Here is a 15,219-nt window from a genome sequence, read left to right as displayed (position 1 = left end):
ATGGCGGTGTACAGCGCAGACGACGTCGAACGCATGGTGGCCGAAGCGCCCAAGCTCGCCGTCGTCGATCCCACAACCGACCATCGGAGCGACTTCGCCCGCGATCGCGCCCGCGTGCTGCACTCGGCAGCACTCCGGCGCCTCGCGGACAAGACGCAGGTCGTCGGGCCGCGTGAGGGTGACAATCCCCGCACGCGCCTGACACATTCCTTGGAAGTGGGCCAGATCGGCCGCGGAATCGCGGTCGGTCTGGGCTGCGACCCGGACCTCGTCGAACTGGCCGGTCTAGCGCACGACATCGGACACCCGCCGTACGGGCACAACGGTGAACGTGCGCTGGAGGAGGTCGCCCGCGACCGAGGCGGATTCGAGGGCAATGCGCAGAATCTGCGCATCCTCACCGCGCTCGAACCCAAGATCCTCTGGCCGGACGGACAGAGCGCGGGCCTCAATCTCACCCGAGCGTCCCTCGACTCCACGCTGAAGTACCCGTGGTCGCGTTCGGCACCCGGAAGCAAGTACGGCGCTTACGTCGAAGACGAAGCCGCACTCGACTGGGTTCGCTCCGGCGCACCGGACGGCCGACGCTGCCTTGAAGCACAGGTCATGGACTGGTCCGACGATGTCGCCTACTCGGTCCACGACCTCGAGGACGGAGTGATCGGCGGACGAATCGACCTCCGCCAACTCGGTTCACAAGACGACCAGACGGCACTGGCAGATCTCGGCATGCAGTACTTCGGCGGGGACGACCGGGAGTCGTTGGTCGACGCGGCGCAGCGACTGTCTGAGATGGACATCTTCGCTCGGCTCGGTGAGTTCGACGGTTCGCTCGATGCGTCCGTGCGCCTCAAACGACTCACCTCTGAACTGATCGGGCGTTTCGCGTCGACCGCGATCACCTCGACTCGGAAAGCCGTCGACTTCCAACCGGTCAGCCGATACGACGCCGATCTCTGCGTTCCCGACGACGTCGCCGCCGAAGTGGCAGTGCTCAAGACCGTCGCATTGCGCTTCATCTTCTCCGACCCGAGGCACCGAGCCCGCCAGGATCGGCAGCGTGAGCGCATCCACCGCGTCGCCGAGATGCTGCTCGTCACCTCACCCGGCGGCCTCGACCCGTTCTTCGCCGCGCGATGGAATCGGGCGCAGAACGACCACGAACGCACACGCATCGTCATCGACCAGATCGCGTCGATGACCGAGGGGCGCCTCGAACGCCTCGACAAGTCGAGTGCCGAGGTGCAAGCCCACCTCGGCTGACGGATCGTCTCAGCGCGCGACGACTCCCGACCGGATCTGGAATGCGCGAATCGCGGCGCACAGGACGGCTCCGGCGGCGAGCACGAGGATCGGGGCGGTGATGCCCGCCGAAGGCTGGATCGCGCGGAGCAGGACCGGCAGGCCGAAACCGAGATATGTGCCGACGTAGAACACGCCGGTCGCGAGGCCCGCCCGATCGGTGGGCGCGTTCGTCTCGACGTCGAGCAGACCCTCACGGAGGCACAGGCCGTAACCCGAACCGAGTGCGACAGATGCTGCCACGAAGGCGATAGGCGACGGGTCCGAACCCGACGCGGCGACCACCGTGAAGCCCGCGGCGGCGAGCAGCGCGCCCCCGACGCCGCAGCGAGGGCCCCATCCGCCTCGCCGTGCGAGCACCTGAATCGCTACGCCGGACCCGAGAGCGAGAACCGCAGCGACACCCGGCACCCACGGGCCGTCGAAGTCGGACATGCGGGCGGCCATCGTCACGACCGACGTCGTGACGGCGGAGAACACCCAGAGGGACATCGGGAGGCTGGTCACCAGTGCGCGGCGCAGGCTGCGCGTGTTCTCGTCGTCGCGGCGTGAACGCGCAGCCGGGGTGTGTCGCTCCGAAGGGACACTGAATCCGGCCACGACAGCCAATGCGGAGCCGGTCACGGTCACGACGAACGGTGCGACCACGGACGCCGACCCGCTGAACTGGGCGATCAGGCCGGAGACCAGAGGGCCGATGCCGAATCCGGCGGTCAATGTCGCTCCGGCCGCGACCGTCCCCCGCCCTCCACCGAGATCGGCGGCCCACGCTGTGCCTGCGCTGACGGCGAGCCCGACACCGAGACCGACCGCGAACCGCCCGACGAACACTCCCGGCTCGGTGTGCCACACCAGCATCAGGAGATTGCCGAGCGCCGCCCCCGCCGCACCGGACAAGACGATGGGACGTCTGCCGACGCGGTCGGAGATCCCGCCACCGGTGAGCAGTCCGGGGAGCAGGCCGACGGCGTATATCCCGAACGCTCCTTCCAGCGCCGCATCAGAGATGCCGCTGCGCTCGTGAAGGACCGGCATCATCGCGACGAAGTGATTCGTCGCCCAGCCGGTGGTGAACAGAAGCGCCAAGACAATGAGGAGTGGGCGCCGCTCCGACGTCGCGGGACTCGTCACGGCGAGTCGAGTGCGGCGAGCGCCTGGCGCGCTTCGTCGAGTTCGCGGCTCAGTTGTTCAACGCGACGTTGGGCCTCCTCGCGGGCCGCGTTGAGGAGCGCCGTCACTGCCTCGTGCGCAGGGGCGTCGCCGAGGCTCCGCATCGCGGCGTCGACGGCTTCAGGGGTCACCGGACGGGAACGTTGCGGCTTGCGTGCACCCCGCACGAGAGACACCGACCATTCGTTGTCGGCGGTTCCGTGGATCGTGACGCTGACCGACGCGGTCGCCTTCTTCGCTGCCGCACGTTTGGCCGCAGGTTTCGGCGTCTGCTTCGGCGGTGCGTCGGTCGGCTGCGGCGCCGGTGCGGCGCTTCGCTGGGCATCCGCGGTACGGGTGGGCGCCGTCGGTGCGCTGGCACCCGCCGATGCAGTCCTGGGTTTTGCCTGACGCTTGGGTTTCGCGACCTCGGGCTTCGGCGGCGCCTTCTTGGACATCCGCAGCTCATCCGCTTCAAAAGGCAGCTCGTCGTCGACGCCCGTCGGGCTCACGGTGAGCGTGGAGCCGTCGATCGAGATGACGCGCGCCGACGCTCCCTCGGCGAGACCTAGGCCCGACATCCCCTCCCGGAGATAAACAGTCGCTCGTTTGCCGGCCTCCAGCGCGGTCGCCAACCTCGCGAGGTCGTCAGGTGTCAGCGATTCCGACGCGGGGGCCGAACGACGGCGTGGAGGCATGGCGTGATTCCTTCCAGGCAGTGGATTCTATGAGTACTGTCTCACACGGGCAAGGCGTTGTTCGCACGGGTGTGCGAACAGCGAGTCGAGGAGTGGGCTCACGAGAACAGACTGCGCACGTCGTCGGCCGTGATGGCCCCGGAGAACGCTTCGCCGTCGTCGATCAGAGCGTTGAACAGTTCCCTTTTGCGGTTCTGCAGCTCGATGACCTTGTCCTCGATGGTGTCGACGGACGCCATGCGATAGACGGTGACGGCGCGATGCTGCCCGATGCGGTGCGCGCGGTCGACGGCCTGCGCCTCCGCGGCCGGATTCCACCACGGGTCGGCGAGGAAGCAGTAGTCGGCGGCGGTGAGGTTGAGCCCGAATCCGCCCGCCTTGAGGCTGATGAGGAACACCTGGGTGGCGCCCCGCGTGAACTGCTCGATCTGATCCGCGCGGTTGTCGACCGGAGTGGATCCGTCGATGTAGCTGTACGCGATGCCTGCCTTGTCCAGGCGAGCGGCGACCAGGCCGAGAAAGCCGGTGAAACTGCTGAACACCAGCGCGCTGTGACCCTCGTCGATCAAGATCGGCAACTGTTCGGCGAGGTATTCGATCTTGGCGGACGTCACAGCGGTGTGCTCGTCGTCGACCAGGCCGGGGTGCAGACTCAGCTGCCGGAGCCGGGTGAGCGCTCGCAGGATCTGAATGCGATTGCCGTCGAAGTCGTCGAGGAGCCCGAGCGTTTCCTGCCGATGGCGGGCCAGATGGGTGTCGTACACCTTGCGGTGCGCCGACTCGAGTTCGAGGTGCAGCACTTGCTCCTGCTTCTCGGGGAGATCGGTGAGCACCTGGCCCTTGGTGCGGCGGAGCATGATCGGGCGGATTCGTCGCCGGAGAAGCTCGAGTTTCTCCGGCGCCTGTCCGCTCTCGATCGGGCCGGCGAAATGGTCCTTGAACAACAGTGGAGACGGATAGAGCCCGGGCGCCACAATCGACACCAGCGACCACAGTTCCATCACCCGGTTCTCCATCGGCGTGCCGGTGATCGCGAGTTTGAACGGTGCGTCGAGCCGTCGCGCCGCCTGGTGCGTCTTCGCGTTGTGGTTCTTCAAGAACTGCGCTTCGTCGAACACGGCGCCGTCCCACGGCATGGCAGCGAAGGCGTCGACGTCGAGTCGGAGGAGGGCGTACGACGTGACGACGACGTTCGCGTTTCCGACGCGGTCGTGCAGCGGCGACCCGGACCGCTTCTCGGTCGCCGTGACGGTCATGACGTCGAGGTCCGGAACGAACCGTCGCACCTCGGCGGCCCAGTTGGAGATGACACTCGTCGGCGCGATCACCAGGAACCTCGCGGTCGGATCTGCGTCGACGGCGCGCTGCATCAGCGCGAGGGTCTGGACCGTCTTGCCCAGGCCCATGTCGTCCGCGAGCACGCCGCCGAGTCCGTTGTCCCAGAGGAACGACAGCCAGTCGAGCCCGTCCTGCTGGTAGGGGCGCAATTGCGCGCGCAGACCGACCGGAGGTGTGACCGGTTCGGGTGGTTCGGCGCGCGCCAGCCGCGACATCCGATCGCGCCACGCGGCGAGCTGTTCGTCCACCACTCCGAGTTCGAGGAGTTCGTCCCACAGGCTCGCGTTGAGGCTCTGCGACGACGCGTGGTCGCCCTCGAGTTCGCCCATGTCCCGCGCTTCCTCGAGGCGTTCCCGGAGTGTCGCCAGTTCCGGGACGTCGAGGGAGAAGTACGTGCTGTGGTCCACCATCATGTGCGTCTGGCCGCCGGCGAGGGCGGAGATGACTTCGGGGAGAGGGACTTTGTGGCCGTCGACGTCGACTGTGATGGTCAGGTTGAACCAGTCGGTCGTCGCGTCGCCGGAAAAGTGAAGTGTCGGAGCGTCCTCCGCACGGCGGAAGGCCGGCGTCGGCCCGTCGGTGACCACCCGGATGTCCGTTCCGTCGGTGATCTGCGGGATCACCTCGGCCCACAGCACAGCGGCCTCCATCTGGCTGAAATGGGACGTCGACGTGCGAAGGTGGGCGGGCGCCGACACGAACGCGGCGTCGACGCTGCACCCGCCCTGCAGCTGCCGGAGCACCGCGTACAGGCGGTTGTACTTCTTGAAGTCACCGCGCCAGCGGGGAAGCTCGGCCTGCAGTCGTTGTGCGGCGGCAGCCACCCACCCGTGACCTGCGCGAGCAACGGCTTCGAGCTGCGGACGGTATTGATCCCACATCGCCGCTTCGTCGCCGGGGGTGCGATATCGCCCTGAAACGCCGCCGTCGAGCGGGTACTCGACGACCTCGCCGTCGATTTCGTAGCCGATGAGCCAATCGGCGGTGATCGTCTCCCGCGTACCGACACGCAGGACGGGAAACGGTCCGGTCACCGTGGCGGCGGGGAACGCGTCGGGCGCAACATCGATGACTCGCTCCGGTGCGACCGACGCGAGGGCGTCGCGGAACTCGTCGATCTCCGATTCGGCGACGCGGAGGGGCTCGTCGGACACGAGAAGCATCGACTCGGTCGGGGTGAGATCGGGGAGTCGCCCGAGGTGAGCGATCCCGTCGAGGACGGCCGCGACGCCGTGCACCCGCGGCCTGCCGATCAAGCGCCGGTGCCCATCCGTGGTCGACACGGGCCGACTGTCGATGAGCACCTGGAGTCCAACAGCGACCCCGGAGTCGGACGGCTCCACGCGCAAGGCCGTTGTGATCGGAGCATCCATGTCGACGGGCAGGTCGCGTCCATGGGTGTGGCTGTACCTCAGCTCGACGCCGGCGTCGACCGCCTCCCGAAGGATGGACCAGAAGATGCTCGGCGCGTACATGAGTGACATCGACTCGTCGTTCGGGCCGTTCCCGCGGGCCGTGGACAGGACGACGGCCAGCCGGGTGAGCGGGTCCAGGCCCACGACCGGGTCGACGTGCTGGCCGCTGACGAGCTTTTTCCATGTGACTCGCGTCGAGACCCATCGGCCCGTCGACGACAGCACAGTCGGCCGGACCTTCACCGAGGACGCGGTAGATGTGTACTCCTCGGTGAACACGAGGCGGACCGGCAGCGCACGCGTTTCGACGCGGGTGGTGTCGGCGGCGATCTCGGCGACGAGTGTCCGCCATCGCGACAGCGTCAGCATCGACGAGTCGTCGGCGGGCAAGCCCGCCTGGATCGCGTCGCTGGTCGCCGCGATGATCAGCGCGGCGCAATGCTTGCAGTTCTGTGACACCGGACAGGTGCATGAGGCGACCGCGCGAGCGCGTGACCCGAAGGTGACCGCCACCCGGCAGCGATACCGCTTTCGGCCCGACCCCTCCGAGTATCCCGACACAGTGTTGCCGACCCAGGTGATGTCGTCGATCATGCCCTTGAACGCGTAGTCGCGGCCGCGAGCGAGTGTGGGGTTGTCGAACATCGTGAGGATCGCGTCGATCCGGTCGTCGGTCCACTCTGCGGGGTAGTTCATCGACGTTCAGGATAGTGGAGGTGCGAGCCGCCGCTGTCCGCGTCGTCCACCGGAACGTTGGACTGCGGGCGACGGCCGGGCCCCGCCACCGGCCGTCGCCCGCGGCTTCGCGGTGAGGGTCCGTGCAGGAGTCACCGACGAATTCGTGTGGAGTGAAGGATGGCCGCGATGCCCGGATCGCGCAAGGGCGGTATCCACAGGCTTGTGCCGCAAGTGGCCGCCGCTAGCCTCCGTCGCAGGCGACACCGTCCCGGTCACGATCGAGATCGGTGCTGTAGCCCGGCTGACCTTGGTAGAGCGGAGCCTTTCCGGCGGCGCGGACGGCCGCGCAGTTCGGGTAGTACGCGGCTCCGGTGTCCTCAGTGGTCGGCGGCGTGTAGACCGGTGTGGTTCGGCGCGGTGCACGTGTGTCGACATCCACGTCGGGTTCCGCGGTGGTCGCCTCCGCCGGGGTCGTCGACGAGGTCTCGGCGGTGACGGTGACCGTCGTCGACGACACGACCGTCGACGTGGCTGTGGTCGTGGTCGTCGAGACGGCGGTGCTCGACGACGACGTGTCCAGCAGGGGTGCCGGCGTGGGCGTCTTGTCGGCGGGGCCGGCCAGGCAGATGAGGACGAAGCTCACGACGATCAGGCCTGCGGCCACGGGTCCGCCGATCTTCCACGGCCACCGGCGCCAGATCAGTGTCGACCCGAGGAAACCGACGGCGCCCCAGAACAAGAGCTGTCCGATCGCCTGCATCGGTTCGCTCCACGCCGTGAACGACGCGAGCACGCCGATCGCTCCGAGCACCAAGAGCACCCAGCCGCCGATCTTGGCCGCGGTACCTGGCCTGTTCGGCTCGGACGGGCCCGGCGCCGGAGGCGGCGGAACCGGTGGTGTCGGCGGAGGCGGGTTGAATCCGCCGCCGCCGGTGTTGCTGGGATCAAAAGGGTTGGCGAATGGGTTCGTCACGGCGCTGATCGTAGAGTCCGACAGACGCGGTCAACCGATCAGACGACGTGAATCACGCGCCGACGAGTCCGTCGGCGAGCGTCACCAGACCCGCAACTCGTGCAGGCACACCGGACCGGATCGGCCAACCGTGGATGTCGGCCTGCGACTGCTCGTCGATCGCCGATCGACCCCACCGTGCACCGAGAAGTCCGCCGGCGATCGCCGCGACGGTATCGGTGTCGTCGCCGATCCTGATCGCGGTGTGGAGACCGTCCCGGAGGTGGTCTGCTCCGTCGCCTTGAGCGTGAAGGACGGACGATGCCGCCGCCTGCAGCGCGGTGACCGTGTATCCGTTCGGCGTGAACGAGTTCGGGTTCTGGTCACGTGCCTCGTCGAGTCTTGTCCGCCACCAGTCGCGTCGGCTGTTGTCGATCAGTTCGAGACCGGCGTAGACGTCGATTCGAGCGTCGACCACGGCGACCCGGATCGCCTCGCACCACAGCACGCAGCTGTCGGCGGCTTCGTCGTCGAAGTGGGTCAGCCGCGCGACGTTCTGGGCTGCGTCGGCGAGCGCGTTCCGATCGTTCAGGTGAGCGAGCGCAACGGGCGCCGTCCTCATCAGTGCGCCGTTTCCGCCGGTGTGTCTGGCGGTCTGCGCGAAGTCGCGTGATGCGTCGAGCGTCCTCGTTGACAGCCCGGTGTCGGACGCCCCGCGCTGGACGGCGCCGAGGACCGCACGAGTCTGATTGCCGATGTCCGGTGGGTGCGACTCGAACCAGTCGAGAAACCCTGCGGCGACGTCGTCGAGCGCGGACTGGGTGCCGAACGTGCGATGCCGGGCGCCCGCCATCGCGACACCCATCGCCATCGACGTGTCGTCGCTCCACTCGCCCGGCGCGAAGTCTCCGAGCCCGCCGCCTCGCATCACCGGTATGCCGGTGGACGCGAGACGCTGACTGAACTCGTACGGCACACCGAGTGCGTCGCCGACCGCGCCACCGATGAGGGCGCCACGGGCACGGTCCTGCACGTCGTGAGTCAGTGAGGTCATGCTGGGTCCTTTCAGTCAGTCTCGTCTGCCGTGTCGCGGTCGGGAACCAGGTAGGTGACGGCGACGTCCCATGGCGCGACGCCCCAGCTGTTCACCGCTGCCATGGTGAGAACGCCGATGCCCGGGAGCGATTCGTCGGACAGGGGAGCGGTCACCGTCTGGCCGACTGGGTCGTCTGACGGTGGCCAGAAGTCGTTGTCGGTTGGCGTGGGCGCCGTCTCGATGAGCACGATCGGCTGCCCGTCGTTGATCAGTGCGCCGGCGAGGCAGTACTCGGCGTCGGACGTTTCCCAGCCGCCGCGTTCGGTCACGACGATTTCGGCTCGTCCGAACGCGTCGGTTGCGATGCGCGTGACCGACGCGTTCAGCGAATCCCAGAAGTCACCGTCGAATGCATCTGCGGGAGTGAGGGTGAAGGCGGCGTCGCCGACAGTCAGGGTCCCCGCCTCCTCGTCGAGCAGGCCGACCTCCCGAAACCTGCGTGGCGCGATCTCGGTGCGCGCGATCTGCCCTGTGCCGACCAGGGAGGCGAAGCCGTCGAAGTCGTCGACCTGCCAGATGCTCGGCGCGTCGGTCCACAGTTGGACGACACCTGCGACGGGAACGCCGATCACGGCGCTGGTGGAGTTCATGGCGCCACCGTAGCGCGAGGGTCCGACAGTCCCGACGTCGTCACCCAAGGATGACGGCCCACGAACGAGTCTGCCGAAGTGAGCGGACTGTTGGTGAGGTGAGCGGATCGGGGTTGCGCTGGGCGGGCAGGGGCGATCGGAGCGGTAGGGTCGGCGGCGTGCCCCATGAATTCGACGACGCCGTGGTCGCAGCGGTTCTGCGACACATGAACGACGATCACACCGCTGACAACCTGCTCATAGCGCGTGCCTTCGGCGACGCCGACGCCGCTGAAGCCACCGCGGCAGTGATGACCGGATTCGACGGTGACGGCGGGGTGTGGGACGTGACCCGCAACGGCGCGGTCAGTGAGCTCCGCGTTCCGTGGCCCGGTGGGCCCATCGAGGATCGCCCTGCCGTCCGGCGCGAGGTGGTCGCCGTCTACGAAGCGGCATGCGATCGCCTCGGAGTGACGCAGCGCGAGCACTGAGTGCTGCGACCGACCGCTACGACTCGCGGGACCGTCTCGACTCCCGATACTGCTCGATCGTCAAGCATTGGAGCTGGGAGTAGTTGCCCCCGCGATTCTCGACGTAGCCGACCGCGGACACGAACGGTTCGATCGTGTAGATCTTCGTCAACGGTGTGACGATCAACAGCTGCAATCCGAGCTTGGCGAACAAGGTCAACGCGTAGCGTGCCGAATCGTCCGACCCGCGACCGAACGCTTCGTCGATGACAACGAACCGGAAGTCTCGTGAGCAGGTCGCGCCCCACTTTAGGTCGAACTGGTACGCGAGAGACGCCGCCAGGATCGTGTAGGCGAGCTTCTCCTTCTGGCCGCCGGACTTGCCGTCGGAGTCGGTGTAGTTCTCGTACTCGGCGTCGTCGTCGACGTACCGCTCCGATGCCGCGAAGCTCACCCAGTTCCGTACATCGGTCACCAGGTCGGTCCACCGGCGATCCAAGTCGGCGAAGCCCTCACGACCGCGGAATCGTTCAACGATGGCCTTGACGAGAAGGAACTTCTCCTCGCTGTACTGCTCCTCCTCGGTGCCGATCTCCATCTCGCCGTCGCTGCATCGACGCAGGTCGGCGCGGAAGTCCCGGATCTCCTGCGATGCGGTCGGGTTCGCCTCGAGACGGATGTAGCGCCCGGGGTTGTACTCGATGCCCGACAGGGACTCGTTGATCGTGTCGATCTTCGAATGGATGAGATGAACTTCTTTGTTCAGCTTCGCGGCGAAGATCGCGATGTCGCGGATCGCGTTGGTGTTCAAGTAGTTCTTGAACTCGTCCTCGAAGCGAGGCAGATCGTCCTCGGACAGTCGACGATGGAGTTCGCGGTACTCGTCGGCCGACTTGATGTCCGCGTCGAATTCGGTGGTCAGCACCGGGTGGCTTCGATTGAACTCGGACATCCGATTCACGACACGAGTCTGGTACGTCCCGGCACGCGACGTGTGCTGCTCGGATGCATCGGTCAGTGATTCACCGAGGGCCGTCTCCAGCTCGCCGCACTCGTCGACGGTCAGCTCGGTGTCGGTTCCGCCGTCGACCTTGGCGCGATAGTCGTCGACCGCAGCGGTGATCGCGTCGAAGTGAGTCGAGGCGTCCTCGAATCCGGGCTCCTCGACGGTGATGCGCGCGGTGTCCCTGGCCTGCTCGGCCTGAGAGCGCGCCATCTCGAGACGCGACACCTTGTCGCGGAGGCCGTCGCGAGTGGCGTCCACCGCCGACAACTGCTCGCGGGTGGACGCGATGGTCTCGGTGATCTCGACCAGCTCGTCCGACGAGTGTTCGAGTTCGGACTTCCGGCGGGTCAGGTCGGCGATCCTGGACGCGACGGACATCCAGTCGACCGCGTCGAAGGTCGGGTAGGCGTCGAGCCCAGTGAGCGCGTTGCGCCGGTCCATCGAGCGGCGTCGGCCGTCTTCGAGCTCGGTGATCTCCGCGTCGATCCGATTGAGCTCCTCCTGGACTCGCTGCCCGGCCGTGAACAGCGCGTTCACCTTCTGCTCGTTACTCCAGCCGAGCACGTAGTCGCGGTGATCGTCGACGCGACGCGAATCGTCTTTCTCGTGACGTCCGCCGCCGGAGCGGACCTGACCGCTGACGGTGACGGCGTACTCAGCGGTTCGGAACTCGTCGAGAGAGTCCGCGCACACATGCCTGGCACGTTCGAAGAGCCGCCGCTCCAACCAGGCGTAGAACGGTCCCTCCTTGATGTCGAGCTTGTGCACGAGCGCGTTCGGCGGGGGAGTCGGAGCGCCCTTGCCCTGCACGCGCTCTGGAACCTTGAAGTACACGAGACGACCACCGAGATGGTTCGCATCGATCCAGCTCGAGACTGTGTCGTAGAGCTCTGTCGAGACCAGCAGGGAGAGTCCGAATCCGCGCAACACTCGCTCGGCGGCGCCTTCCCAACGGCTCTCGTCGGCGCGGACCCCGATCAGTTCACCGACGAACGGCAGGTCGTCGTGCCCGACGCCGACACCGGCGCAGATCATGTCGCGCATCCGCAGATTGCGCTCGGGGATGTTGCTGGTGCGTCCGCGCAGGCTGGCGATCTCGCCTGCGACGCGCCGCCCCTCCCCGTCGAGTTGACGACGATCGACGACCAACTCGGTGATCGCGTTGGCGATGTCGACGACCTCGGCGTCGAGTTCGTCGACGGCGGCGGACGCCTCCGACCGGCGGTGATCGAACTGTCCACGGTCTTCGACGGGACCGAGGCCGGATTCGTCGAGAAGTGCGGAGTAACGCTCGAACGCCGCGGCGCGCTCCTCGCGTTGGCGTTGTGCTTCCGTGATCTGCGCTTCCAGCGTCGCGATGTCGTTGCCGCCGAGACCGGCCTGCTGGAATTCGAGCTCGCGCACGCTGATCCGCAGGTCGGCGAGGTCGCGCTCGGTCGCGTCCAATGCGCTGCGCGTCGCCGCGAGGTCGCGGTTGTAGGTTTCGAGGCTGCCTGCGAGCAGATCGACACGACGCTGCGCGAAGTAATGGCGGAGGGCGGAGCGGCGCTCTTTCAACTCCTCCGACATCGCGATGTGGCTGGTGTACCGGTCGTGGTCGGCGAGCATCGGGGTGAGTTCGTCGAGCTGACGCCGAGCAAGGACGACGGCGTCGTGCGCCGCGGTCAGATCCTCGAAGTGCGCCACCATCGTGTCGACCCAGCCGCTCGAATCGAACGGCTCCAGCATGTGGTCGCGGACGAAGTCGTTGAGATTGCCGACGGCCTTCATCGACACGGTCTGGTGGAACAACTCCATCGCCTGCTCCGAGCGGACGGCGAGCGAGCGTCGGTAGTCGCGGCCGTACTCCGGGAAGTGCTCGTGGATGCGGGTGCCGCCCGCGGTGAGCCGCTTCCGGAGCGCTCGGAGGTCGGTGCCGAAGTCGGCGAAGTCGGTGGGGATGTCCAGAGCTCGATCGGTGACTGTGAAGAATCGCTCGGGCTGCCCGCTGTCGTGCCGCATCGAGAAGACCTGCGCCAGGGTGACGGTCTCGTCGTACCCCTCGTTTGCGAACACCCCGAGGATCACCGAGTAGTTCGACATGCCGCGCAACGCGACCGGGCGCGATGCGCCGCTGCTCTCATTGCGTTCGGACTTGTAGTAGCCGAGCACGTACGACCGCAGGTCGCGCTCGCGGGACTCGGCACCCGCCGCCTTGTTGTACGCCACGCGGTGCGCCGGCATGAGCAGGGTGGTCAAGGCGTCGACAAGAGTCGACTTGCCCGAGCCGATGTCACCAGTGAGCAGGCCGTTCTCGCCGTTCAGCTCGAGCGTCCAGACTCGTTGGTCGAAGGTTCCCCAGTTGAGAACCTGGAACCTCTGGAGTCGGAAACCGGATTTCGCCGAGTCGGTGGACTGCAGTTCGGTGGCGGAGAACAAGCCGGTCATCGTGTTTCCTCTCCGGCGATCGCGGCGTACTCGGCCAGGTGAGTGTCGAAGTCGGCGAGCCATTGTGCGTCGACATACGCTTTGATGACTCGACGTACCTCGTACTCGCCGTCCTGCCCCGGCATCCGCCGCAGGAATCCGAGTTCGGTGACACGACGGATCGCGGTGTCCGTCTGGTCGGTCGTGCGCGCCTCATTGGTCGTCGCCGGGAAGAACGGTGCGAGGAGTTCACGGAGCTGGTCGCCTGTCAGGATCAAACGGCTGCCGGCGTCGGTGGTGTCGTACTCGGCGAGACGTTTGCGCAGCAACGCCAACAACAGAGACGTGTGCAGCGGGAGTTGATGACGCGCGACGAGGCGGGGAATGCCGAGATCGGCGAGCTCGTCGTCGCTGCGGGACCGGAGGAACGCGTACCCCTCGGCCTCATCGATCACGATTGAGAGCCCGAGGGTGGCGACGTAGTCGCTGACCTGGGCTGCGAGGCCGACCACATGCTGCCACGCGGTCTGACCCGAGTCGCGGTAGACCACGCCTTTCATCAACGACGTGACTGCGAGAGACAGGTTCAGCTCGTCGCGGGGGACAGTGCGGCTCATGGGGTCTCCATCTCGACGTCGCTCGACGAGCCGGAGGCAGCGCTCGACGATCGGTTGTGCGTGTAGATGACACGCGGTACACGTGCGGTCCGGGACGCGCCCTCGTCGTCGGTCCAGGTGATCGATTCGGTCGAGGTGTCGTCGAAGATCTTGGTGAAACTGTCGTCGGTGAGTGACAGGTACGTGATCAGCTCGGCGAGACCCTGCGTCAACGGCGATGTCGCGAGCACATCGGCCAGGGTGACCTGTGTGGTCCGACGAAGGGCACGTCGCACGCCGTCGATGAGTGGAGCGGGGTCGATGTGGATCTGCTCGAACAAGGCGTCGGAGTCGCCGTCGGACTCTCCGTCCTCGATGCCGTCGGAATCGACCTCGAGGCTCGCGGTCGGCCGGAACAGCGGCCTCTCCATCGGCAGGTGGACGCCGGGCGACGGCGAGTCGATCTCGTGTGCGAAGTCGTCGACTCGTTGGTCGCGAACCGTGTACGCGGTCGCTTCGATGCTTCGAAGCAGGTCCATCACGCGCCGGTTCTCCAACCAGGCCTGATCGTCGAGGAACCGACGAAGTTGCTCCGACAAACGTCGGACGGTGGTCTGCGCGCGTGTTCCGGCGTCGAGCCAATCGTGGTGGATGTTGGTCAAGCGGGCGTCGGTGACAGTGTCGATCGACTGTGCCTCGCGGACGAGTCGGTCGAGCTCGTCGAGACGGTCCGCGGACAGCAGCAGGTTGTAGAACGCCTGGAAGCTGCGGCCCTGATCGGAGTCGGTGATCGTGGTGCGGCTGCCGACGATCTCGTCGAGCAGTTCGCCCTTGGTGCCGCGCCACGTCGCGATGCGTTCGCGCATCTGCCGGTCGAGGGTGCGGAAGTTGGCCTCGACCTCGCGGAAGTCCGAGAGGAGTGCACGCGAGACCTCACCGAACTGCTGGTACCGGTCCCGTCGCCGCGATGCGTCGAGGACGCTGACCTCCCCGCGTTCGACGGCCTCGATCTCGGCGTCGATCTCAGCGCGGCGGCGCCTCAACTCGGCGAGGCGCACCTCCGGGTCGGCGTTGGCTCCGTAGACGATCTGTCGGAGGAGGTCGAAGACGGTATTCAAACGGGATTCGGTGCCGATGAACTCACGATCGGCCAGCGACCGGATCCAGGCGACCGCACGTTCGACTGCCGGCGTCGCGTCGTAATGGGGTTCGTCGCTCTCGACGACGTAGTACTTCCGCAGCCAACCGGTGTCCGGAGCCGACCACTCATCGAGGTATCCCTTCGGCGTTCGGGGGTATGTCCCGTCACCGAGTCGTTTGTTGAGGGAGTACAGCTCGTCGTCGAGGAGGCTGATCAGCCCCGACTCGGAGATCTCGCGAACGTTGTCGTCGACGAACACCCTGCCGAGGAATGACAGGACCAGCGGCGCGTTGTCCGCACGCAGGAGTCGCCACGCCGCACTGGTCCGTCGGACGGCGACGATCTCGTCGAATTGCACGCCCGTCAGGGTATCGGCCGGGATCGGGTGTCCGTCCTCACGGTG

At 66.9% G+C, this 15,219-nt stretch carries 11 protein-coding genes; 2 read left to right on the top strand and 9 right to left on the bottom strand.

Annotated features, from left to right (window positions below; genetic code table 11):
- Complete coding sequence (locus JVX90_RS11135) at window positions 1–1,263, top strand: deoxyguanosinetriphosphate triphosphohydrolase (protein WP_205328847.1); 1,263 nt, start codon at window positions 1–3, stop codon at window positions 1,261–1,263.
- Between the two features lie 9 nt (window positions 1,264–1,272).
- Here JVX90_RS11135 and JVX90_RS11130 read toward each other — a convergent pair whose 3' ends face one another.
- From JVX90_RS11130 to JVX90_RS11105, 6 genes are all read right to left on the bottom strand, one after another.
- Window positions 1,273–2,433 (bottom strand): MFS transporter, encoded by a 1,161-nt coding sequence (locus JVX90_RS11130; RefSeq protein WP_205328846.1) that lies wholly within the window; start codon window positions 2,431–2,433, stop codon window positions 1,273–1,275.
- Entirely contained in the window at window positions 2,430–3,149 is a 720-nt protein-coding gene (locus tag JVX90_RS11125; RefSeq protein ID WP_205328845.1) for a DUF6319 family protein, read from the bottom strand. The genes JVX90_RS11130 and JVX90_RS11125 overlap by 4 nt, the downstream gene beginning before the upstream one ends.
- A 98-nt stretch (window positions 3,150–3,247) precedes the next feature.
- A complete protein-coding gene (locus JVX90_RS11120) occupies window positions 3,248–6,598 on the bottom strand; it encodes a DEAD/DEAH box helicase (protein ID WP_205328844.1) in 3,351 nt (1,116 codons plus the stop codon).
- A 223-nt stretch (window positions 6,599–6,821) separates the two neighbouring features.
- Window positions 6,822–7,553 carry an excalibur calcium-binding domain-containing protein gene (locus tag JVX90_RS11115; protein WP_240193860.1) on the bottom strand — a complete coding sequence of 244 codons (732 nt, stop codon included), beginning with the start codon at window positions 7,551–7,553 and terminating at the stop codon, window positions 6,822–6,824.
- Window positions 7,554–7,605: 52 nt separating this feature from the next.
- Window positions 7,606–8,586, bottom strand: a complete 981-nt coding sequence (locus JVX90_RS11110; RefSeq protein WP_205328843.1) for an ADP-ribosylglycohydrolase family protein — start codon at window positions 8,584–8,586, stop codon at window positions 7,606–7,608.
- Between the two features lie 11 nt (window positions 8,587–8,597).
- Window positions 8,598–9,218 carry a hypothetical protein gene (locus tag JVX90_RS11105; protein WP_205328842.1) on the bottom strand — a complete coding sequence of 207 codons (621 nt, stop codon included), beginning with the start codon at window positions 9,216–9,218 and terminating at the stop codon, window positions 8,598–8,600.
- Between the two features lie 158 nt (window positions 9,219–9,376).
- Here JVX90_RS11105 and JVX90_RS11100 point away from each other — a divergent pair, with 158 nt between their 5' ends.
- Entirely contained in the window at window positions 9,377–9,688 is a 312-nt protein-coding gene (locus JVX90_RS11100; RefSeq protein WP_240193859.1) for a DUF2470 domain-containing protein, read from the top strand.
- 16 nt (window positions 9,689–9,704) lie between these two features.
- Here the strand turns inward: JVX90_RS11100 and JVX90_RS11095 are convergent, their stop codons facing one another.
- Genes JVX90_RS11095 through JVX90_RS11085 form a run of 3 tightly spaced genes read right to left on the bottom strand, consistent with a single transcriptional unit; the run spans window position 9,705 to window position 15,174 of the window.
- Window positions 9,705–13,100, bottom strand: coding sequence for an ATP-binding protein (locus JVX90_RS11095; RefSeq protein WP_205328841.1), 3,396 nt, complete (start codon window positions 13,098–13,100; stop codon window positions 9,705–9,707).
- Window positions 13,097–13,696 (bottom strand): DUF4194 domain-containing protein, encoded by a 600-nt coding sequence (locus JVX90_RS11090; protein ID WP_205328840.1) that lies wholly within the window; start codon window positions 13,694–13,696, stop codon window positions 13,097–13,099. The genes JVX90_RS11095 and JVX90_RS11090 overlap by 4 nt, the downstream gene beginning before the upstream one ends.
- Window positions 13,693–15,174 (bottom strand): DUF3375 domain-containing protein, encoded by a 1,482-nt coding sequence (locus tag JVX90_RS11085; protein WP_205328839.1) that lies wholly within the window; start codon window positions 15,172–15,174, stop codon window positions 13,693–13,695. The genes JVX90_RS11090 and JVX90_RS11085 overlap by 4 nt, the downstream gene beginning before the upstream one ends.
- Between the last annotated feature and the right edge of the window lie 45 nt (window positions 15,175–15,219).

This window comes from Gordonia sp. PDNC005 (assembly GCF_016919385.1).
Lineage (GTDB): Bacteria > Actinomycetota > Actinomycetes > Mycobacteriales > Mycobacteriaceae > Gordonia.
Note: the sequence above shows the minus strand (reverse complement) of the source record. Positions and strands in the feature narration are given on the sequence as shown.